18 protein-coding genes are annotated in these 19,250 nt (G+C 69.3%); 12 read left to right on the forward strand and 6 right to left on the reverse strand.

Translation table 11 applies throughout. From position 1 onward, the window contains the following. Positions 1-183: 183 nt before the first annotated feature. The 3 genes from P6F26_RS03500 to P6F26_RS03510 all read left to right on the forward strand — a co-directional run bounded on the left by P6F26_RS03500 (position 184) and on the right by P6F26_RS03510 (position 2,463). Positions 184-675: an Lrp/AsnC family transcriptional regulator gene (locus P6F26_RS03500; protein ID WP_278027261.1), complete on the forward strand. Its 492-nt coding sequence runs from the start codon at positions 184-186 to the stop codon at positions 673-675. Between the two features lie 162 nt (positions 676-837). Beyond that, a complete protein-coding gene (locus P6F26_RS03505) occupies positions 838-1,977 on the forward strand; it encodes a glycine cleavage T C-terminal barrel domain-containing protein (protein WP_278027262.1) in 1,140 nt (379 codons plus the stop codon). A gap of 36 nt (positions 1,978-2,013) precedes the next feature. Continuing rightward, positions 2,014-2,463: an OsmC family protein gene (locus P6F26_RS03510; protein WP_278027263.1), complete on the forward strand. Its 450-nt coding sequence runs from the start codon at positions 2,014-2,016 to the stop codon at positions 2,461-2,463. A gap of 36 nt (positions 2,464-2,499) precedes the next feature. Here P6F26_RS03510 and P6F26_RS03515 read toward each other — a convergent pair whose 3' ends face one another. The 4 genes from P6F26_RS03515 to dctP form a co-directional block, all read right to left on the reverse strand. Then, positions 2,500-3,276 carry an alpha/beta fold hydrolase gene (locus tag P6F26_RS03515; RefSeq protein ID WP_278027264.1) on the reverse strand — a complete coding sequence of 259 codons (777 nt, stop codon included), beginning with the start codon at positions 3,274-3,276 and terminating at the stop codon, positions 2,500-2,502. Beyond that, complete coding sequence (locus tag P6F26_RS03520) at positions 3,273-4,574, reverse strand: TRAP transporter large permease (RefSeq protein ID WP_278027265.1); 1,302 nt, start codon at positions 4,572-4,574, stop codon at positions 3,273-3,275. Before P6F26_RS03520 ends, P6F26_RS03515 begins: the two co-directional genes overlap by 4 nt. 3 nt (positions 4,575-4,577) lie before the next feature. Beyond that, positions 4,578-5,078, reverse strand: coding sequence for a TRAP transporter small permease (locus tag P6F26_RS03525; protein WP_278027266.1), 501 nt, complete (start codon positions 5,076-5,078; stop codon positions 4,578-4,580). A gap of 91 nt (positions 5,079-5,169) precedes the next feature. Then, the gene (gene dctP / locus P6F26_RS03530; RefSeq protein ID WP_278027267.1) at positions 5,170-6,159 is read right to left on the reverse strand and encodes a TRAP transporter substrate-binding protein DctP; all 990 of its coding nucleotides are present in this window, start codon (positions 6,157-6,159) and stop codon (positions 5,170-5,172) included. A 201-nt stretch (positions 6,160-6,360) separates the two neighbouring features. On the opposite strand from dctP, the gene P6F26_RS03535 reads away from it, so the two are divergent. After that, a complete protein-coding gene (locus P6F26_RS03535; protein ID WP_278027268.1) occupies positions 6,361-7,245 on the forward strand; it encodes a LysR family transcriptional regulator in 885 nt (294 codons plus the stop codon). Here the strand turns inward: P6F26_RS03535 and P6F26_RS03540 are convergent. Beyond that, positions 7,228-8,118, reverse strand: a complete 891-nt coding sequence (locus P6F26_RS03540; protein ID WP_278027269.1) for a LysR family transcriptional regulator — start codon at positions 8,116-8,118, stop codon at positions 7,228-7,230. The genes P6F26_RS03535 and P6F26_RS03540 overlap by 18 nt on opposite strands. Positions 8,119-8,228: 110 nt before the next feature. On the opposite strand from P6F26_RS03540, the gene cuyA reads away from it, so the two are divergent. The 7 genes from cuyA (at position 8,229) to P6F26_RS03575 (ending at position 16,431) form a co-directional block, all read left to right on the forward strand. Beyond that, positions 8,229-9,230 carry a D-cysteate sulfo-lyase gene (gene cuyA / locus P6F26_RS03545; protein WP_278027270.1) on the forward strand — a complete coding sequence of 334 codons (1,002 nt, stop codon included), beginning with the start codon at positions 8,229-8,231 and terminating at the stop codon, positions 9,228-9,230. A 2-nt stretch (positions 9,231-9,232) separates the two neighbouring features. Further along, positions 9,233-10,270 (forward strand): YeiH family protein, encoded by a 1,038-nt coding sequence (locus tag P6F26_RS03550; RefSeq protein WP_278027271.1) that lies wholly within the window; start codon positions 9,233-9,235, stop codon positions 10,268-10,270. Positions 10,271-10,401: 131 nt separating this feature from the next. Then, on the forward strand, positions 10,402-11,697 hold the full coding sequence (locus P6F26_RS03555; protein WP_278027272.1) for an amidohydrolase family protein: 1,296 nt from the start codon (positions 10,402-10,404) through the stop codon (positions 11,695-11,697). Positions 11,698-11,864: 167 nt separating this feature from the next. Beyond that, positions 11,865-12,857, forward strand: coding sequence for a BMP family protein (locus tag P6F26_RS03560; RefSeq protein WP_278027273.1), 993 nt, complete (start codon positions 11,865-11,867; stop codon positions 12,855-12,857). A 46-nt stretch (positions 12,858-12,903) separates the two neighbouring features. Then, the gene (locus tag P6F26_RS03565; protein ID WP_278027274.1) at positions 12,904-14,451 is read left to right on the forward strand and encodes an ABC transporter ATP-binding protein; all 1,548 of its coding nucleotides are present in this window, start codon (positions 12,904-12,906) and stop codon (positions 14,449-14,451) included. Beyond that, positions 14,441-15,493, forward strand: a complete 1,053-nt coding sequence (locus tag P6F26_RS03570; protein ID WP_278027275.1) for an ABC transporter permease — start codon at positions 14,441-14,443, stop codon at positions 15,491-15,493. Before P6F26_RS03565 ends, P6F26_RS03570 begins: the two co-directional genes overlap by 11 nt. Then, complete coding sequence (locus P6F26_RS03575; RefSeq protein WP_278027276.1) at positions 15,490-16,431, forward strand: ABC transporter permease; 942 nt, start codon at positions 15,490-15,492, stop codon at positions 16,429-16,431. The genes P6F26_RS03570 and P6F26_RS03575 overlap by 4 nt, the downstream gene beginning before the upstream one ends. Positions 16,432-16,479: 48 nt before the next feature. On the opposite strand, the gene P6F26_RS03580 is transcribed toward P6F26_RS03575, so the two are convergent. Further along, the gene (locus P6F26_RS03580; protein WP_278027277.1) at positions 16,480-17,403 is read right to left on the reverse strand and encodes a LysR family transcriptional regulator; all 924 of its coding nucleotides are present in this window, start codon (positions 17,401-17,403) and stop codon (positions 16,480-16,482) included. 184 nt (positions 17,404-17,587) lie between these two features. On the opposite strand from P6F26_RS03580, the gene P6F26_RS03585 reads away from it, so the two are divergent. Then, positions 17,588-19,207, forward strand: a complete 1,620-nt coding sequence (locus P6F26_RS03585) for an ABC transporter substrate-binding protein (RefSeq protein ID WP_278027278.1) — start codon at positions 17,588-17,590, stop codon at positions 19,205-19,207. Positions 19,208-19,250 lie beyond the last annotated feature (43 nt).

Raw genomic sequence — 19,250 nt, forward strand, 5'->3', positions numbered from 1 at the left:
GGCCCCGAGCCGCTCCCGCGCTCCGTCATGCCGCCCGCTGCCCGTCCGATGGACGAGTTTGCGGCAGAATTGGTCGCAAACCCCGCAAGATGGCGCGCCGCGCCGCGCTAGGATCCGCGCAGGCGACGCGGGGAGGCGGCCGCCATCAGCCCAAGCGGCGACAGGGGGGAAGGGTTCGCGGACATGAAAAGGTTTGGCCTCGACGCCACGGACCTTCGCATCCTCAGCGCCGTGCAGCAGCACGGCCAGCTGAGCAAGACGAGACTTGCGGAAATCGCCAACATTTCTCCGACGCCCTGCTGGGCGCGCCTCGACCGGCTGAAGGCCGCGGGCTTCATCCGGAGCTACCACGCCGAGATCGCCCTCGAGCGGATCTGCGACGCCACCCAGGTCGTGGTCACGGTCTCCCTGACGCATCACCGCAAGTCCGATTTCGCCCGCTTCGAAGCCTTCGTGCACGCCCATGACGAGTTCACCGAATGCGTCGCGACGGGTGGCGGAATGGACTACGTGCTGAAGGTGGTCAGCCCGAACCTTGCGTCCTTCCAGGCCCTCATGCAGGCAATGGTCGATGCCGAGCTCGGCGTCGACAGATACATGACCTACATCGCGACTCGGACGGTCAAGACGTCCCGCCCGAACCTCGCCCGGCTGGCCGCCTCGGCGGCGCGCTGAGGCCTCCCGACCGAACGGTCCGCGACCTGCCTGAAAAACAGTCCGTTCGGCCTGAGCCAGCCCATTTTTTGGTCCGACTTTTCGGGGCGCCCGGATCTACATCTCGGACGGATCCGTCATGCCGCCGCACATCCGGACGGACAGGGGATCAGGGAGGACACCATGCACGCAGACGACTTCGGCTTCGGCACTCAGATCCGGAAATCGCCCTATTTCGACGCCACCGTCCGCTGGGGCGCCAAGGCCTTTTCCGTCTACAACCACATGTATATCCCGCGCGACTTCGGCGATCCGGAACAGAACTTCTGGAACCTCGTGAACGACGCGATCCTGTGCGACGTCGGCGTCGAACGGCAGGTCGAGATCACCGGCCCGGACGCCGCGCGCTTCGTGCAGATGCTCACGCCCCGCGACCTCTCGAAGATGGCGGTCGGACAGTGCAAGTACGTCCTGATCACCAATGCCGCCGGCGGCATCCTGAACGATCCCATCCTGCTTCGGCTGGCCGAGAACCATTTCTGGATCTCGCTGGCCGACAGCGACATCCTGCTCTGGGCGCAGGGCGTGGCGGTGCATTCGGGCATGGACGTCATGATCACGGAACCCGACGTCTCGCCGCTTCAGCTGCAGGGGCCCAAGTCGGGCCAGATCATGCAGGCGCTCTTCGGCGACGAGATCATGGACCTTCGCTACTACTGGCTGCGCGAGGTCGATCTTGACGGCATCCCGCTGATCGTGTCGCGCACCGGCTGGTCGAGCGAACTTGGCTACGAGCTCTATCTTCGCGACGGCGCGCAGGGCGACGCCTTGTGGGAGCGCATCATGGCGACGGGCATGGCCTACGGCCTCAAGCCGGGCCACACCTCGTCGATCCGGCGCATCGAGGGCGGGATGCTGTCCTACCACGCCGACGCCGACATCGGCACGAACCCCTACGAGCTGGGGCTCGACCGGCTGGTGAACCTCGAGATGGAGGCCGATTTCATCGGCAAGGCCGCGCTCCGCCGCATCCGCGACGAGGGCGTGCACCGCAGGCAGGTCGGGCTGATCATCGACTGCGAGCCGCTCAAGGGTCCGAACACGAGCTTCTGGGCGATCAACCGGGACGGGACGAACGTGGGCAAGGTCACCTCCGCCGTCCATTCTCCCCGGCTCGGGCGGAACATCGCGCTTGCGATGGTGTCGGTCGAGGCCGCGCATCTGGGCGCGGAGCTCGAGGTCGTGACGCCATCGGGTCCGACCCGCGCGACCGTGGTGGAGCGCCCGTTCTACGACCCCAAGAAGCAGCTCGCCGTCGCCTGACGGCTCGTGCGCGCCCCGGACCGGAGACCCGACAAGATGTCCGACCTCGCCATCGAGCTGCACTGGCAGCGTGCCGAGCCCGCGTTGCAGTCGGGCAGGTATTCCAACGCCCATACCGTCCTGTTCAACCACCGCCACGACGTGACCGTGGACGCCGCCCCGGACTGGGGCGGCGATCCCGCCCACACCAACCCCGAGCAGGCCCTCGCGTCGGCCCTGTCGAGCTGCCACATGATGACCTTCCTCGCCCTTGCCGCGAAGGCGGGGTGGCCCGTCGCCGGCTACAGCGACCGCGCCGTCGCCCATCTCGGCAAGAACGGCCGCGGGCAGATGTCGGTGACGCGCATCGACCTGCACCCGGTGGTGCGCTTCGACGCGGGCTTCTCGCCCGATACCGGCGCGCTCGAAGCGATGCAGGACCGCGCGCACCGCTACTGCTTCATCGCCAACACGCTGGCCGAAAGCGTGGAGATCAACATCCTTTGATCCACGCGCCCCGCCGGGTGGGGCGGAGCCCCGGCGTCATGACGAGAGGAAATCCTCCAGGATCAGCCGGAAGATCTCGGGCTTCTCGACATGCGCGGCGTGCGAGGCGCCGGGGATGACGGCCAGCGACGCGTTGGGCAGGTTCGTCCACAGGTGCTGCACCTGCGCCCAGCGGTAGGAGCGGTCTTCATCCCCCCAGATGATCAGCGACGGCATGGTGAGCTGCGGCAGGGCGTCCCGCCCGTCCCATGCCGCCATCGCACTCAGCGCCGTCCGCGCCGCCGATGCGTCCGCCTGTGCGCCGATCGCGCAGAGCGCCTCGAACGCGGGATGCGCCTCGCCGTGGAGCAGCCATGTCGCGGCGATCCGGCGCGCGGTCAGGGCCACGCCGTCCTGCCGCAGCCGGTCGAGCGACACCTCGATCGGCTCGAACCGGTCCGGCATGGAGCCGAGCGCGCCCGTTCCGTAGAGCACGAGCCGCTCGAGGCGGTGCGGGACCCTGCGCGCCACCTCCTGCGAGATCATGCCCCCCATCGAGTGCCCGATCAGGATGCACCGCTCGATGCCTTGCGCGTCGAGTTCGGCGATCACGTGCTCGGCGAAACCCGCGATCGTGGCGGGCGCTGCGTGCGCGCTTGCGCGGCCGAAGCCGGGCAGGTCGACCGCGACGGTCCTGAACCGCTCCGAAAGTGCCGCCCGGAGATCGGACCATTGCGCCGATCCGCCGAGGTATCCGTGCACCATCACGACGGGAAGCGCAGCTTCCGCCGATGCCTCCGTCCCACGCGGAGGCGCGCCATCGGGTCCGGTCATCGCATCTGCTCGGGAAGCCAGAGCGCGATCTGCGGGAAGGCGACCAGCATGACGATCAGCAGGACCAGCGCGCCGATGAAGGGAAGGCATCCGCGGATGACCTGGCCGATGCTGACCTTGCCGCGGCTGATGCCCTGTATGACATAGAGGTTGAGCCCCACGGGCGGCGTCAGGACCGCGATCTCCATGGTCACGGTGTAGACGACCCCGAACCAGATCAGGTCGAACCCGGCCGCCGCCATCAGCGGGAAGATCGTGGGCAGGGTGATGAAGGTCATCGAGACTGGCTCGAGGAACATGCCGAGCACGATGTAGAACACCAGCACGATCGCAAGCACCGTATAGGGCGAGAGGTCGAAGCTGAGGAACAGTTCGGTGAATTCCTGAGGCACGCGGTAGTAGGTCAGCACGAAGCCGAACAGCGTGCCGGCCGACAGCAGGAGCCCGAGGTAGCCCATCGTTCGCATCGTGGAGAAAAGCGCGTCCTTGAAGCCGTCCCAGCGCAGGCCGCCGACGCCGAAGGCCAGCACGACCGTCAGGAGGGCGGCGACGGCCGCGGCCTCGGTCGGCGTGGCGATGCCGCCGTAGATCGCGACGGTGATGACGAGGCCGATCAGGGCGATCGGGCCGATCGTGGCCGCGATCTGGAACAGCGTCATGCGCGCCGCCTGCTCGCTGTCGGGGATGTCGTCGGGGTGCATGACGCCCCAGACCATTACCACGACCGAGAACAGCGTCGCCAGCATGAGGCCGGGCACCACGCCCGCGATGAAGAGGTCGCCGATGCTCTGGTCGGTGACGATGCCGTAGAACAGCAGGATCAGGCTGGGCGGAAGCAGGACCGACAGCGTGCCGCCCGCCGCAAGGACGCCCGCCGACAGCTCCTTGCCGTAGCCGAGGCGCAGCATCTCGGGCAGCGCGACGCCGCCGATGGTCAGCGAGCCCACCATGGACGAGCCCGATACGGCGCCGAAGCCCGCGCACGCGCCGATGGAGCCATAGGCGGCCGAGCCGCGCACGCGCACGCCCTGGTGCAGGAACTGGTAGAGCCGCGGGCCGATGTTCGATCGTCCGATCAGCTCTCCGAGGAACACGAAAAGCGGCACGGCCAGCAGGATGTAGTTGATCCACACCCCCCACAGCTTGAGCTGGGAGGACACGAGCGATGTCTGGAAGCTCTGGATCTGCCACAGGAAGGGCAGCGATGCCGCCGCCAGCGCGAAGGGGATCGGCAGTCCGATCGCGATCAGCAGGACCAGCAGTCCAAGGAGGCCGAGGCCGACTTCATACCATTCCATGGCTCACATCTCCCGCGCGGGGGTCATGATGACGCGCGCGAAGCGCAGTGCCGCGTAGATCGTGAAGACGATCAGCGACGTGGCGCCCGGCACCCAGAAGATCCACCGCGGCCAAAGAAGGATTTCCGACGAGGCGCCCGACGAGAAGGCGCGCAGCGTCGCGTTGCCGGCCGCGATCGCGAAGAACAGGCCGACGCCCAGCATCAGGGCGAGATTGAGGATCGCCACCGCCTTGCGGCCGGGGGCGGGAAGCCTGTCGGTCAGCATCGTGACCCGCGGGTAGGCGTCCTCGCGCAGGGCATAGGCGAGGCCCGCGAAGGCGACGGGGAACAGAAGCAGCGCCGTGGCTTCCGTGACCATCCTGTCGGGCGCGTTCAGGGCGTAGCGCGCGAAGACGCCGTAGCTGATCCACGTCATCTGCACGAGGATGATGCACGCGCCCGCCGCGGCGAGCCAGACCACGAGCCTTTCGGCAAGCTGGATGTATCGGTCGAGTTTCGTCACCGGGACCCCCGCAGGATTGCAGCCATCGGACATGGTGGAAGCGCCGCGGGCCGCGCGATGCGGGCCCGCGGTCTTTCAGGTCACTCGCCGGTCACGGGGCGTTCTGGGCGAAGAGATCGAGGATCTGCCCGGCAAGCTCGGGACCGCAGGCGGCCTCGACCTCGGCGTTCCAGGTCTGCTGCACGCTTTCCAGAAGGGCCGCGCGCTCCTCGACGGAGAGCGACACCGCCGCACCGCCGCCGGCCATCACGGCATTGCCCACACGCTGGTCGACCCAGGCCTCGTAGCGCGGCTTCAGCCATGCCTCGGTCTCGGCCGCGGCCTCCATCACGATGGCCTGCTCCTCGGGGGTCAGGCGGTCGTAGGCGCTCTGGCTCATCATGTAGTTGATGTTGCCGTAGAACAGGCTTCCGTTGACCATGTAGGGCATCACGTCCCAGAGCTGCCAGCTGGAGTAGGTGGCCACGCCCATGTTGATGCCGTCCACCACGCCGCGTTCGGCGGACTGGAAGACTTCGCTCGGCGCCACGAAGACCGGAGCGCCGCCCCAGGTCTCGATCATCATGCTGACCAGCGGACCGATCGAGCGCACCTGGCGGCCCTGCAGGTCGCCCAGATCCGCGATCGGCTCCTCGAACCACCATTCCTGGTCGTAGGAATAGTTGGAGTTGAATAGCGGCACGAGACCCACCTCGGCCGCCTCGGCGCGGATGAGATCGGCGTAGGCGGCGTCCATCTCAACCTGGTTCTCGAGGTCGATCATCGCCGGATAGAGCGAGGTGACCCGGTAGCAGGGCAGGCGCTCGTCGGCGGGGATCCAGCTGATGTCGGATACGCCGCCCTGCAGCGCGTCCACGCCCTCGGACCAGCCATGAAGCGTCGAGGACGGGAAGATCTGGATTTCCACGTTGCCGCCCGTGCGCTCGGCGACGAGGTCGGCGAAATACTGGAAGCCGTCGTGGCGGATGTCGATCTCGTTCACGTAGGTCGAGAGGCGGATCGTGGTCTCGGCGGCGGCCGGCAGGGCAAGGCCCGCCGCAAGCGCCGTGGTGGTAAGGGCCGTCGTGATCGTCTTCTTCATCTTGATCCCCGTTGAGTTGCTTGTGGGTCGACCGGTTCTGTCCGGGCGGGTTCTTGGCCTCGGGACATGGCGGAGGCTGATGGATCGACGGTAGGCAAGTTTCCGGCCTGCGCGCCAATGCTTATGTCTCAAGTAACTATTCCGATCTTGCATGACCCTTTCCCGGCGATAGACTGCCCCGAAAGGACGGGCGGGACGGCTATGGACATCAACTGGCTGATAGATTTCGTCTGTCTCGGCCGCACGCTGAACTTCTCGCGCGCCGCCGAGGAGCGGAACGTGACGCAATCGGCCTTCAGCCGCCGGATCAAGTCGCTCGAATCGTGGGTCGGCACGTCCTTGGTGGACCGCTCCAGCTACCCGGTGAAGCTCACGCCGGCCGGGCGGCAGTTCCTCGGAACGGCGCAGGTCACGCTCGCGCAGCTTACCGACGCACGCCAGTCGATCCGCGCCGCCGAGCACAGCAAGCTGCCCCAGCAGCGCATCGCCGCCCTTCACGCGATTTCGGTCAACTACCTGCAGCCGCGCCTATCCGAATTCGCGAAGGTCATGCCCGACATGCGTGTGCGCGTCGTCTCCGACACCATGGCGGCCTGCTGCCAGCTCCTGTCCGACGGCGGCTGCGAGTTCCTGCTCTACTATCGCCATCAGCACGTCGAGCCGATCCTCGACGAGACACGCTTCGCCCGGAAGGACATCTGCACCGAGGACCTCGTGCCGGTGGCGCAGCACGCCGCCGCGGTGCGCAACGGCTGGACCCTCGGCGGTCCGAGCGCGCGGCCCGTGCCCTATCTCAGCTACGACCCCGACACCTTTCTCGGCAGCGTCGTGGACCGCACGATCGGCGGCCGCGACACGGCGCTAGACATCCGCTACATGGACGCGCTCGCCGAGGCGCTCAAGCGGCAGGCGTTGGCGGGGGGCGGGGTTGCGTGGCTTCCCGCCTTCTCCATTGCCGAAGAACTGGCCGATGGCCGCCTCGTGCGGATGGGAGGGCCGACGTGGACCGCACGGCTTACGATCTCGCTGTTCTCCTCGCCCGAGCGGCTCGACCCGGTGGGGCGGGCGCTATGGGACGCCTTCTGACAGGGGGGTGCCCGCCGCGACGATGGCGTCCCAGCCGCGCCGGGCCCCCTCGCGGCCGCTCCCCGCGAGGCGGATCATCCTGATGTCGAGCGCAAGGTCGGGCCCGACGCCCTCGACCCGGACCAGCCGGCCGGCGCGCATGTCCTCCGCGGCCAGCGCACGCGGCAGCCACGCCACCGCAAGGCCCTCGACCGCGTAGCGGTAGGCCGCGAGGGTCAGGGAGGTCTCGGCGCGGCGGTGCAGGACCACGTCCTCGGGCAGCTCGCGCCAGAGGCCGGCCACCAGCGCCCCGAGGAACACGTCCGCGGGGTAGGCGACGACGGGAAGGCGGCCATCGGCGCGCCGCCCGAGCGCGGGATGGGCCAACGGTATCAGAATGTCGCTTCCGATGCTGCATTCCTCGAAGCCGCAGGCCTCGGGGCCCGCTCCGGGAACGGCGTGGCTGATGACGAGGTCGGCCTTCCCCGACAGCAGCATCACCAGGCATTCGTCCCGGTTGCCCGAGCGGATGCGGACGGGCTCCAGCCCCACGCCCGACAGTGTGCGCACAATGCCGGGCGAGACGGTCGCGCTGATCGCGTGCTGGCAGGCGAGCGTGATCGAACGGCTGCCCGTGGCGACCTCTGATGCCTCCTGAAGGAGGCTCGACTGCACCTGCAGGGCCGTGCGCAGGCTCCGCTCGAGGGCCTGCGCGCCGGGGCGGAGCGCCACGGGCTTGCGGCGCCGGTCGAAGAGCGAACCGCCCAGCTGCGCCTCGATGGCGTCGATGCGCCGGGTGAAGGCCGACTGGGTGATGTTGCGCGCTTCGGCCGCGCGCGCGAACGAGCCGCTGTCGATCACGGCGAGGATATCGGCGATCCAGTCATGCCGCATGGCACTCTCCCAACATGCAGAATCCGCAAGTCATGATGCAACATATCCATTCGCTGTCACAGATGCGCGGTGCTAACTGGAATATCATTCAAGAGAAGGACGCCGCCCCCATGAACCTCGCCCGCTTTCCGCGCCGCTTCCTCGCGCATCTTCCGACACCGCTGGAGCGGCTCGACCGCCTGAGCGCCGAGCTTGGCGGGCCGGACATCTGGATCAAGCGCGACGATTGCACGGGCCTTTCGACGGGCGGCAACAAGACGCGCAAGCTCGAGTTCCTGATGGCCGAGGCCGAGCTTCAGGGCGCGGACATGGTCATCACGCAGGGCGCGACGCAGTCGAACCACGCCCGCCAGACCGCCGCCTTCGCCGCGAAGCTCGGAATGGGCTGCCACCTCCTGCTGGAGGACAGGACCGGCTCGAACGACCCCAACTACATCGGCAACGGCAACGTCCTGCTCGACCATCTGCACGGCGCCACGACCGAGACGCGGCCGGGCGGCGCGGACATGAACGCCGAGATGGAGACGGTGGCCGAGCGGTTCCGCGCGGAAGGCCGAAAGGTCTACATCATCCCCGGCGGCGGATCGAACCCCACCGGCGCGCTCGGCTACGTCAACTGCGCCTTCGAGCTGGTGGGACAGCTCAACGACCGCGCCCTCGCCGTCGATCACATCGTCCATGCCACCGGCAGCGCTGGCACGCAGGCGGGCCTCGTGACCGGTCTGAAGGCGTGCAACGCGCAGATCCCGCTTCTGGGCATCGGCGTGCGAGCGCCGCGTCCGGTGCAGGAAGGCAACGTCTTCGCCCTTGCCGTCAGGACGGCGGAAAAGCTGGGTTGCCCTGACGTGGTCGCCCGCGAGGACGTGGTCGCCAACACCGACTACGTCGGCGCCGGCTACGGTATCCCGACGGAAAGCGGGCTGGAGGCGATCCGCATGTTCGCCCAGCTCGAGGGCATCCTGCTCGACCCGGTCTATTCGGCCAAGGGCGCGGCGGGCCTGATCGACCTCGTGCGCAAGGGGCATTTCGGAAAGGGCGAGCGCGTGGTGTTCCTGCACACCGGCGGATCGGTCGCGCTGTTCGGCTACGACCGGGCCCTCGCCGGGGCGTGACGGTGTCTCGCATCGCGGGCCTGCTGCCGGCCGGCCCCGGGTCGGACTGGCGGTCCCTGGGGCGCGGGCTCGTGCTGGCCGGAATGGTCGGCGCGGCGGCCAATTTCCTTGCCCAGAGCTACGGCGCGCCGGTCATGCTGTTCGCGCTGCTGATCGGCATGTCGCTTCATGCCGTGGCCGATCAGCCGACCTGCGCGCAGGGGGTGGGCTTCGCCTCGCAGACTCTCCTGCGGTGGGGCGTCGCGCTGATGGGCCTGAGGCTGAGCGTGCAGGACGTGTCGGTTCTGGGCTGGTTTCCGGTGCTCGCCGTCGCGGTCCTCGTGCTCGCGACGCTCGGCGCCGGGGTGTTCCTGTCCTACGTCTTCGGACGGAAGAAGGCGTTCGGGCTGCTCGCGGGCGGGTCCGTGGCGATCTGCGGCGCCTCGGCCGCGCTCGCCATCGCCAGCGTGCTGCCCCGGCGGGAGGGCCGCGAGGCGGACACGCTTCTGGTGATCACCGGGGTCACGGTCCTCTCGACGCTGGCCATGATCGCCTACCCGATCCTGTTCCGCGCCCTCGATTTCAACCCCGCCGAGACCGCGTTCCTGATCGGCGCGACGATCCACGACGTGGCCCAGGTCGCGGGCGCGGGCCATTCCATCAGCGACGAGGTGGGCGTTCTCGCGACCTTCGTGAAGATGCTGCGCGTGGCGCTGCTGCCGGCGGTCCTGCTGCTGGTCGCGCTGTCGTTCCGGGGGACGGGCGAGGGCCGGAAGGGCCTGCCGTGGTTCCTCGTGGTCTTCGTCGCGCTCGCGGTCCTCGGCAACGCGAACGTCCTGCCGGGCTGGCTCGTGGCGCAGCTCGTGACGCTGTCGCAGGCCTGCCTGATCGTCGCGATCGCGGCACTTGGCCTGCGCACGAACCTCGGGCGCATCCTCGATGTCGATCGGCGCTACGTCGCGATGCTGGTGCTGCTTACCCTGTTCCTGCTGGGTCTTGCGGTCTGCTTCGTCCTGCTCGTGCCCCTGGACGGGCAGGGGGCGCCGATGCCTGTGTCCTGACGAGGGCGGCGTCCGGCGCGCGCGCCCCTGCAACGCGGGCTTGACTGCGACCGCGCAACCATTCGATTGGGGGATGGCGCAAGTCGCGCCTTCCGGCGGCGCGCCGCACCGGCATGAAAGGAATTGGCGACGTGACCTTCGACCTCTTGATCCGTGGCGCGACGCTGCCCGATGGCAGGCTGGGGCAGGACATCGCGGTCCGGGATGGCCGGATCGTGGAGGTGGCCGCCGGCATCGCCGCGCAGGCCCGCGAGGTGATCGAGGCCGGGGGTAACCTTCTGACGCCGCCCTTCGTCGATCCGCATTTCCACATGGACGCCACGCTGTCGCTTGGCCTGCCGCGCATGAACGTGTCGGGCACGCTGCTCGAAGGCATCGCGCTCTGGGGGGAGTTGCGTCCGATGCTGACGCGCGAGGCCGTCGTCGAGCGCGCCATGCGCTACTGCGACCTCGCCGTGACCAAGGGGCTTCTGGCGGTCCGCAGCCATGTCGACGTCTCGGACCCGAAGCTCGTGACCGTCGAGGGCCTTCTGGAGGTCCGCGAGCGCGTCGCGCCCTATCTCGACCTGCAGCTCGTCGCCTTCCCGCAGGACGGCCTTTACCGCTCCCCCGAGGCCGAGGCGGCGCTGTCTCGCGCGCTCGACATGGGGGTGGATGTCGTGGGCGGCATCCCGCATTTCGAGCGCACGATGGAGGACGGCCGCGCCTCGGTCGAGGCGCTGTGCCGGATCGCGGCGGAGCGGGGGCTGCGCGTGGACATGCATTGCGACGAGACCGACGACCCGCTGTCCCGCCACGTCGAGACGCTGGCGGCGCAGACCGTGCGCTTCGGCCTTCAGGGCAGGGTGGCGGGCTCGCATCTCACCTCGATGCATTCGATGGACAACTACTACGTCTCGAAGCTTCTGCCAATGATGGCCGAAGCCGAGATGGCCGCGATCCCGAACCCGCTCATCAACATGATGCTGCAGGGGCGCCACGACACCTACCCGAAGCGGCGCGGCCTGACGCGTATCCCCGAGATGCTGGCCATGGGCATCCCGGTGGCGCTGGGACAGGATTGCGTGCTCGACCCGTGGTATTCGATGGGGTCGGGCGACCTTCTGGACGTCGCGCACATTGCCGTGCACGCCACCCAGATGGGCTCGGCCGCCGACAAGAGGACCCTGTTCGACGCGGTGACGACGGTGCCGGCGAAGGTCCTGGGGCTCGAGGGCTACGGGCTGGAGCCCGGATGCCATGCCGACATGGTGCTTCTTCAGGCCCGCGATCCGGCCGAGGCGATCCGCCTGAGGCCGAACCGGCTGAAGGTCATCCGGCGCGGCAAGGTCATCTCCGAGACCCCTCCCGAGCGGTCGCGCCTCGCACTCGATGGCCGGCCCGAGACCGTCGATCCCGCCGACTACGCGCCCAAGGCTGCGTCCTGAACCATGAACGCGCTCAACGAAGATGCATTTCACGCTTCCTTGCGTGGAAAATGTGCAGTTAGCATGGGCGCACGGCCGGGGCCGCTCGACTTCGCCGGCATTGCAGAGAAGGTGTGGCCGTCACGATCGGCCGGCAACGATTCGGCCGCCAACGAGGAGACACCGCCATGAGCCGCTTCCACATCAACCGCCGCCGCCTTCTGACGACCGGCGCCGCCATCGGGGCGACCACGCTCGCCGCTCCGTCGATCCTTCGCGCACAGTCCGGCCCGGTGAAGGTCGCAGGCATCCATGCGTCCCCGGTGGAGAACGCCTGGAACTCGATCCTTCATGCCGCGATGGTCGCCGCCGACGCCGAGGGCGCGATCGAATACACCTTCTCCGAGGGCGTTTCGGGCACCGACTACCCGCGCGCCATGCGCGAGTTCGCCGAGGCCGGCAACGTCCTGATCGTGGGCGAATCCTACGCCGTCGAACGCGAGGCCCGCACGGTCGCCGCCGACTACCCCGAGACGTCCTTCCTCATGGGCTCTTCCGGGGATGCGGCGGGCGACAACTTCGGCGTCTTCGGCACCTGGAACTGGGAAGCGGCCTACCTTGCGGGGATGCTCGCGGGCGCGATGACCGAGACGGGCATCGTCGGCTCGGTCGGCGCGATCCCGATCCCCGAGGTCAACATGCTGATCAATGGCTTCGCCGACGGCGTGAAGGCGGTCAATCCCGACGCCGAGCACATCGTCAGCTTCATCGGCACCTTCTTCGACCCGCCGCAGGCGCGCGAGGCGGGGCTTGCCCAGATCGACGCGGGCGCGGACATCCTCTTCGGCGAACGGATCGGCACCGCCGACGCGGCGCAGGAGCGGGGCATCCCCGCGATCGGCTCGCTCATCGACTATACGCCGCGCTACCCCTCCACGGTCTTCGCGAACGCGCTGTGGTTCTTCCGTCCGCTCATGGACGCCGCCCTCGCCGATGCGGTGGCCGGCAACCCCACCGGGCGGAACTACACGCCGCTCAGCCTCATGGCCGATGGCGGGAACGACATCTCCTACGTCGAGGGCGTGGCGCCGGCCGAGGCGGTCGCGCGGATGGAAGAGGTGCGCGCAGCCATTAAGGCGGGCGAATTCGAGGTTCCGCGCAACTTCGACGAGCCCGCCTGATGCCGCAAGGCCAGGCGATGGATCCCGCCCCCTGCGGGGGGCGGGCGTGACGCGCGTCCTCGAGCTGGACGGCATCACCAAGCGCTTCGGCTCCACGCTCGCCAACGACGACGTCTCGCTCCACCTGGAGCGGGGCGAGGTCGTGGCGCTTCTGGGAGAGAACGGCGCGGGGAAGACGACGCTCATGTCGATCCTGTTCGGCCACTACACGGCCGATGCGGGCGAGGTGCGCGTCGAGGGGCGGGCCCTGCCGCCCGGCAAGTCGCGCGCCGCCATCCACGCGGGCGTGGGCATGGTCCACCAGCACTTCGCGCTGGCCGCGAACCTCAGCGTTCTGGACAACGTGATGACCGGGACAGAGCCGCTGTGGAAGCCGCGGTCGGACCGCGCGGCGGCGCGGCGGCGGCTGGCGGGCCTGTCCGAGAGGTTCGGCCTGCCCGTCGATCCCGACGCCCGCGTCGCGGACCTGTCGGTGGGCGAACGCCAGCGGGTCGAGATCCTCAAGGCGCTCTACAACGAGGCGCGCATCCTCATCCTCGACGAGCCCACGGCCGTCCTGACGACGCAGCAGGCCGACCGCCTGTTCGCGACCCTGCGCGAGATGGCCGCCAAGGGGCTGTCGATCATCTTCATCTCCCACAAGCTGCACGAGGTGATGTCGGCCTCCGACCGGGTCGTCGTGCTGCGCGGCGGACGGGTCGTGGCCGAACGCGCGACGCGCGAGACCACGAAGGACGAGCTGGCCGAACTGATGGTCGGCCGCGCGGTGGAGCGTCCCGAACGGCCGCCGGCGCGTCCGGGCGCCGTGCTTCTGGAGGCCGAGGACCTGCACCTTTCGGGGCGCGGGGGCGCGCCGCTCAACGGCGTCGATTTCCGCCTTCGCGCGGGCGAGACGCTGGGCATCATCGGCGTCTCCGGCAACGGACAGACGACCCTCGCGGGCGTCGTGTCGGGCCTTTACCCGCCCGACCGCGGGACCCTGCGGATCAAGGGTGCGCCGCTTGGACGGCACGACGTGCCCCACGTCATCGCCGCCGGCATCGGGCGCATCCCCGAGGACCGGCACGCGGAGGGCGTGCTGGGCGACATGACGACCTGGGAGAACGTGGTGCTCGAACGGCTGTGGTCGCCCGAGTTCTCGCGGCGCGGGATCGTGCGGCGCGCGGCGGCGCGCGCGGCGGCGGCCCGCCTGCTGGAGGACTACGACGTGCGCGGCGCGCATGTGGACGGCCGCGTGCGCCTGTTGTCGGGGGGCAACATGCAGAAGCTCATCCTCGGCCGCGTCCTCGAGGCCGGGCCCTCCATCCTGATCGCCGCGCAGCCGAGCCGCGGACTGGACGAAGGGGCGATCGCGGGCGTCCATCGCCGCCTGATCGAGGCGCGCGCGCGGGGGGCGGGGGTCCTTCTCATCTCGGAAGACCTCGACGAGGTGATCGCGCTGTCCGACAGGATCCGCGCGATCGTCGGGGGCAGGCTGTCGCCCGCGATCCCGGCCGAGCGCGCCGACGCGCGGCTTCTGGGGCTCATGATGGCGGGCGACTGGGACACCGCGCGCGCCATCGAACGCAACGCGGAGGCAGCCGATGCGCCTTGAACGCCGGGAGAGTTCCTCTGCCGCCCTCACGATCCTCGCGCCGCTCGGGGCGATCCTCGCGGCCCTCGTCGTGGCGGGCGTGCTCATCGCCATCGCGGGCGCCAACGCCTTCGAGGCCTACGGCCTGATCCTCAGGGGCGCCTTCGGCTCGCGGCTGGGGATCACCGAGACGCTGACGCGCGCGACACCGCTCATCCTGACGGGCCTCGCCGCCGCCGTCGCGTTCCGCGCGCGGCTCTGGAACATCGGTGGCGAGGGACAGTTCTACGTCGGAGCGCTGGCCGTCACCGCCTTCGGGCTGCTTCCCGGCCTTGCGGGCGCGCCCGCGCCGGTGGCCATCCTCGCCTGCCTCGTCACCGGGGCGCTGGCGGGCGTGGCGCTGCTTCTGGTTCCCGTGGCGCTGAAGCTGCGCTTCGGCGTGGACGAGGTGGTGACGACGCTTCTGCTGAATTTCGTGGCCATTCTCTTCGTCTCGATGATGATCGAGGGACCGCTGAAAGATCCGCTCGCCTTCGGCTGGCCGCAGTCGGTTCCGGTGCCCGACGCCGCGCTCCTGCCGCAGCTGGTCGAGCGTTCGCGCCTCCACGCGGGGCTGCCGGTCGCGCTGGCGCTGGCCGTTGCCGTCTGGTGGATCCAGTCGCGCACCGTGTTCGGGATGCGCTCGCGGGCAACGGGCCTCAACGCGCGCGCGGCCGCCTTCGCGGGTGTGCCGCTGGGCCGGACCCTGGCGCTGGTGGCGTGCCTTTCGGGCGGGCTTGCGGGGCTTGCGGGCGCAGTCGAGGTGATGGGGGTGAAGGGCTACGTCACCACGGACCTGTCGCCGAACTACGGCTATTCGGGGATCGTCATCGCCATGCTCGCCAACCTCAATCCCGTCGGCGTGATCGGCGCGGCGCTGTTTTCGGCGGTGATGTTCGTCGGCGCCGATTCCATGAGCCGCGCGCTCGGCATTCCGTCCTACATCGCCGACGTCACCGTGGCGCTTTCGCTTCTGACGATGCTCGTGGCGATCTTCCTCACGCAATACCGGGTGCGGCGATGAACGTGGTCCTCGACATCCTGTCCTCGGTAGGCATGTGGGAGGCGGTGCTGCGCATCGCGACCCCCTTCATCCTCGGCACGCTGGGCGTTCTTCTGTGCGAGCGGGTGGGCGTCCTGAACCTCGGGATAGAGGGGATCATGACCTTCGGCGCGATGATCGGGTGGCTCACGGTCTATTCGGGCGCCGACCTGTGGACGGGGCTTGCGGCTGCGGCGGTCTGCGGGGCGATGTTCGGCCTGCTCCATGCCGCGATGACCGTGCCTCTCGGGCTCAGCCAGCATGTCACGGGCCTCGGCATCACGCTTTTCGCGTCGAGCTTCTCCTATTACGTCTTCCGCCTCGCGGTTCCCACGGCGACCTCGCCCCCGACGGTCGAGCCCTTCCGCCCGATCGCCGTGCCGGGGCTTTCGGAGATCCCGTTCCTCGGCCCGGTCCTGTTCAACCAGACGGCCCCAACCTACCTCGCGCTGGTCCTCGTGGCGGTTCTGGCATGGGTGCTCTACCGGACGCCGCTGGGCCTCGCCATCCGCATGACGGGCGAGAACCCCCATGCCGTGGACGCGCAGGGGATCGACCCTGTCTGGCTGCGCATCGGCACGATCATGGCCGGGTCGGCGCTGATGGGGCTGGCAGGCGCGTTCCTGACCCTCGCGGCCTTCAATTCCTTCTTTCCCACGATGGTGCAGGGCAGGGGGTGGATCTGCATAGCGCTGGTCGTCTTCGCGCTGTGGCGACCGGGGCGGGCGCTGCTCGGCGCTGTCCTGTTCGCGTTCTTCGACGCCTTCCAGCTGCGCCTGCAGACCGTCGTGGACGGCGTGCCCTACCAGCTGTTCCTGATGCTGCCCTACGTCCTGTCGATGCTGGCACTGGTCGTGATGGCGCGAAAGGCGCGGGTGCCGCAGGCACTGATGCAGCCCTATCGCCGCGGCGAACGCTGAGGCGTCCGCCCGCGGGGGCCTTCCTCCGTTGCCCGGACCGGGCGCGCGTTACGGTGCGGCGGACCGCTCGGGCGCGGGCCATCCCTCCGAGCGCACCGCGAACTGCACGTGGCGCATGAACGCGCGCGCCTGTTTCGACAGGGGCCGCACCGTCGAGACCGCGAAGGAGGCCCGGTAGGCGAACTCGGGCGCGAAGGGGCGGATCGCAAGGTCCGGGTCGTGCAGGCGCAGGAGCGGGAAGGGGCAGATCACCGCCACGCCGACGCCGTGCCGGGCCAGCGTGATGGCGCTGACGCCGGTCGCGACCTCCGCCACGGTGCGGGGCCTGACGCCCGCCCGCGCGAAGACCTGGTCGAGCCGGGTGCGCACCATGTGCCGCCGCATCAGCGCGATGTGGTCCTCGTCGTGCAGGATCTCGGGCGTGATCACCTCGTGGCGGGCAAGCGGATGGTCGCGCGCCATCACCGCGACGGCGAGCGTCCGGTGGAACGGGATCAGCTCCATCGCGGAATGGGTCAGCTCGGCCAGCGTGAAGCCGAGGTCGATCGTGTCGTCCACCAACAGGCTGACCAGCCCGTTCGAGGTGCACGTCTCGAGCGAGATCATCTGGCCCGGGTTCTGCTTCATGAAGCTCGCCATCGCCCGGGCGAGGAACCGGTGCCCCAGCGTCGGAGGCGCGGCAAGCCTGAGCGGCTGGCTGGCCGGGTCGGAGGGGTCGGTGCCGTCAAGGAAGGTCAGCGCGTCGAAAAGCCGGTCGAGCCGGTCGTTCAGGCGCACCGCCTCGGCGGTGGGGCGAAGCCGGCCGCCCCGACGCTCGAACAGGGTGACGCCCACGTTGCTCTCGAGTTGCGCGAGAAGCCGGCTGACCGCCGGTTGCGAAATGCCCAGCCGGTGCGCCGCCGCCGTCACCGTGCCCGAGGTGATGATGGCGCGCAGCACCTCGTATTCGCGGATGGATGCCCTTGGCCGCATCGCGTTCCTCCCATGCCGGACCGGCCCCATGCAGAATCCTTATAGGTCCATAACACCAGGACATGCTGTTTCCAATTTCCGCGTCGCGGGCATCGGCTACGGTACCCGGCGTCATGGGAGCAAGCGCTGCCGGGTGCCGCCGCGGGCGGCCAACCCGGCGCGCCAACAGAGGAGACCACCAGTCATGTCCAGCCCCGTTTTCCGCGGCCTGGCCGTCGTGGCGCTTGCCGCGATCCCGGCCCTTCCGCTTGCGGCACAGGACCTGCGGATCGGCCTTGCGTCCGAGCCGTCGTCCGCCGACCCGCATTTCCACAATCTCGGCCCGAACAACCAGCTGCGCCGCAACATCTTCGAATCGCTCGTCGGCACCGACGAGGCGCAGCAGCTGACCCCGCTTCTCGCGACAAGCTGGGAGCCGGTCGGCGAGACGACGTGGCAGTTCAACCTGCGCACGGACGTCACCTTCTCCGACGGCTCGCCCTTCGACGCCTACGACGTGGTCTACACCGTCTGCCGCATCCCCGGCGTGCCGGATTCGCCCTCGCTCTTCACCACCTACACGGGCGGCATCACCGACATGGAGGTGCCCGATCCTCATACGCTGATCGTCCACAGCGCCGAGCCTTACCCGCTGATGCCGACCGAGTTCTCGACCTTCGGCATCATCTCGGCGCGCGCCAACGGCGTGGACGGCGCGGCCATCGACTTCAGCCCCGAGGGCTGCGGCGACCTGCCCGTGCCGGCGACGCAAGCCTTCAACGACGGCTCCGCCGCCATCGGCACCGGCCCCTTCCTGCTGGAAAGCTTCCGCCGCGGCGAGGGCATCGAGCTGGTGCGCAACCCCGGCTACTGGGGCGAGGCCGCCCCGTGGGAGCGGGTGACGATGCTTCCGCTCACCTCCGAGGGGCCGCGGGTCGCGGCGCTGATCGCGGGCGACGTGGACTTCGTGGAGAACCCGCCGCTCCAGGACCTCGAGCGCCTGCGCGCCGATGACGACCTGCGCGTCGTGCAGGGCATCTCCAACCGCGTGATCTATATCCACCTCGACCACGCGCAGGTGCCCTCGCCGATGATCACCGGCACCGACGGCGCCAACCCGCTTCAGGACATCCGGGTGCGCGAGGCGCTGACCATCGCGGTCAACCGCGACGCCATCGTCGAGCGGATCATGGGCGGCGTGGCGGTGTCGGCGGGCGAGCTGCTGCCGCCGGGCATGTTCGGCGCCCACGAGGAGGGCGACCTGCCGCCGCGGGCCTACGACGCCGAGCGGGCGCAGGCGCTTCTGGCCGAGGCGGGCTATCCCGAGGGCTTCGGCATCACCATCGGCACGCCGAACGACCGCTACATCAACGACGCTCAGGTGGCCCAGGCCGTGGCGCAGATGTGGGCGCGGATCGGCTTGGACACAGGAATCGACGCCTCGACCGCCTCGACGTTCTTCTCGCGGCGCAACGCGTTCGAGTTCTCGGCCTACCTCGCGGGCTGGGGCGCCGGCACGGGCGAGATGTCCTCGCCGCTCCGGGCGCTTCTGGCGACCCGCAATGCCGATCTCGGCCTTGGCGGGACCAACCGCGGGCAGTACTCCAACCCCGACATGGACGCCGTCCTGCTCGAGGCGCTGCGCACGGTCGACGACGCCGAGCGCGAGGCCCTGCTGCGGCAGGCGTCGCGGATGGCGATGGACGACTACGCGATCATCCCGCTGCACTACGAGGTCACGCCCTGGGCGATGCGCGCCGCCATCGACTACACGCCGCGCGCCGACCAGTACACGCTGCCCTACCTGATCCGTCCGGCGGGCTGAGGCACCGTCACCAAAGGCCGCGCGGGGGTTCTTCCCGCGCGGC

This window comes from Roseicyclus salinarum, assembly GCF_029624655.1.
Taxonomy (GTDB): domain Bacteria; phylum Pseudomonadota; class Alphaproteobacteria; order Rhodobacterales; family Rhodobacteraceae; genus Roseibacterium; species Roseibacterium salinarum.

Coding starts and splice junctions, on each gene's coding strand:
- P6F26_RS03500 (WP_278027261.1), top strand. CDS start 184: ATGAAAAGGTTTGGCCTCGACGCCACGGACCTTCGCATCCTCAGCGCC.
- P6F26_RS03505 (WP_278027262.1), top strand. CDS start 838: ATGCACGCAGACGACTTCGGCTTCGGCACTCAGATCCGGAAATCGCCC.
- P6F26_RS03510 (WP_278027263.1), top strand. CDS start 2,014: ATGTCCGACCTCGCCATCGAGCTGCACTGGCAGCGTGCCGAGCCCGCG.
- P6F26_RS03515 (WP_278027264.1), bottom strand. CDS start 3,276: ATGACCGGACCCGATGGCGCGCCTCCGCGTGGGACGGAGGCATCGGCG.
- P6F26_RS03520 (WP_278027265.1), bottom strand. CDS start 4,574: ATGGAATGGTATGAAGTCGGCCTCGGCCTCCTTGGACTGCTGGTCCTG.
- dctP (WP_278027267.1), bottom strand. CDS start 6,159: ATGAAGAAGACGATCACGACGGCCCTTACCACCACGGCGCTTGCGGCG.
- P6F26_RS03535 (WP_278027268.1), top strand. CDS start 6,361: ATGGACATCAACTGGCTGATAGATTTCGTCTGTCTCGGCCGCACGCTG.
- P6F26_RS03540 (WP_278027269.1), bottom strand. CDS start 8,118: ATGCGGCATGACTGGATCGCCGATATCCTCGCCGTGATCGACAGCGGC.
- cuyA (WP_278027270.1), top strand. CDS start 8,229: ATGAACCTCGCCCGCTTTCCGCGCCGCTTCCTCGCGCATCTTCCGACA.
- P6F26_RS03560 (WP_278027273.1), top strand. CDS start 11,865: ATGAGCCGCTTCCACATCAACCGCCGCCGCCTTCTGACGACCGGCGCC.
- P6F26_RS03570 (WP_278027275.1), top strand. CDS start 14,441: ATGCGCCTTGAACGCCGGGAGAGTTCCTCTGCCGCCCTCACGATCCTC.
- P6F26_RS03575 (WP_278027276.1), top strand. CDS start 15,490: ATGAACGTGGTCCTCGACATCCTGTCCTCGGTAGGCATGTGGGAGGCG.
- P6F26_RS03580 (WP_278027277.1), bottom strand. CDS start 17,403: ATGCGGCCAAGGGCATCCATCCGCGAATACGAGGTGCTGCGCGCCATC.
- P6F26_RS03585 (WP_278027278.1), top strand. CDS start 17,588: ATGTCCAGCCCCGTTTTCCGCGGCCTGGCCGTCGTGGCGCTTGCCGCG.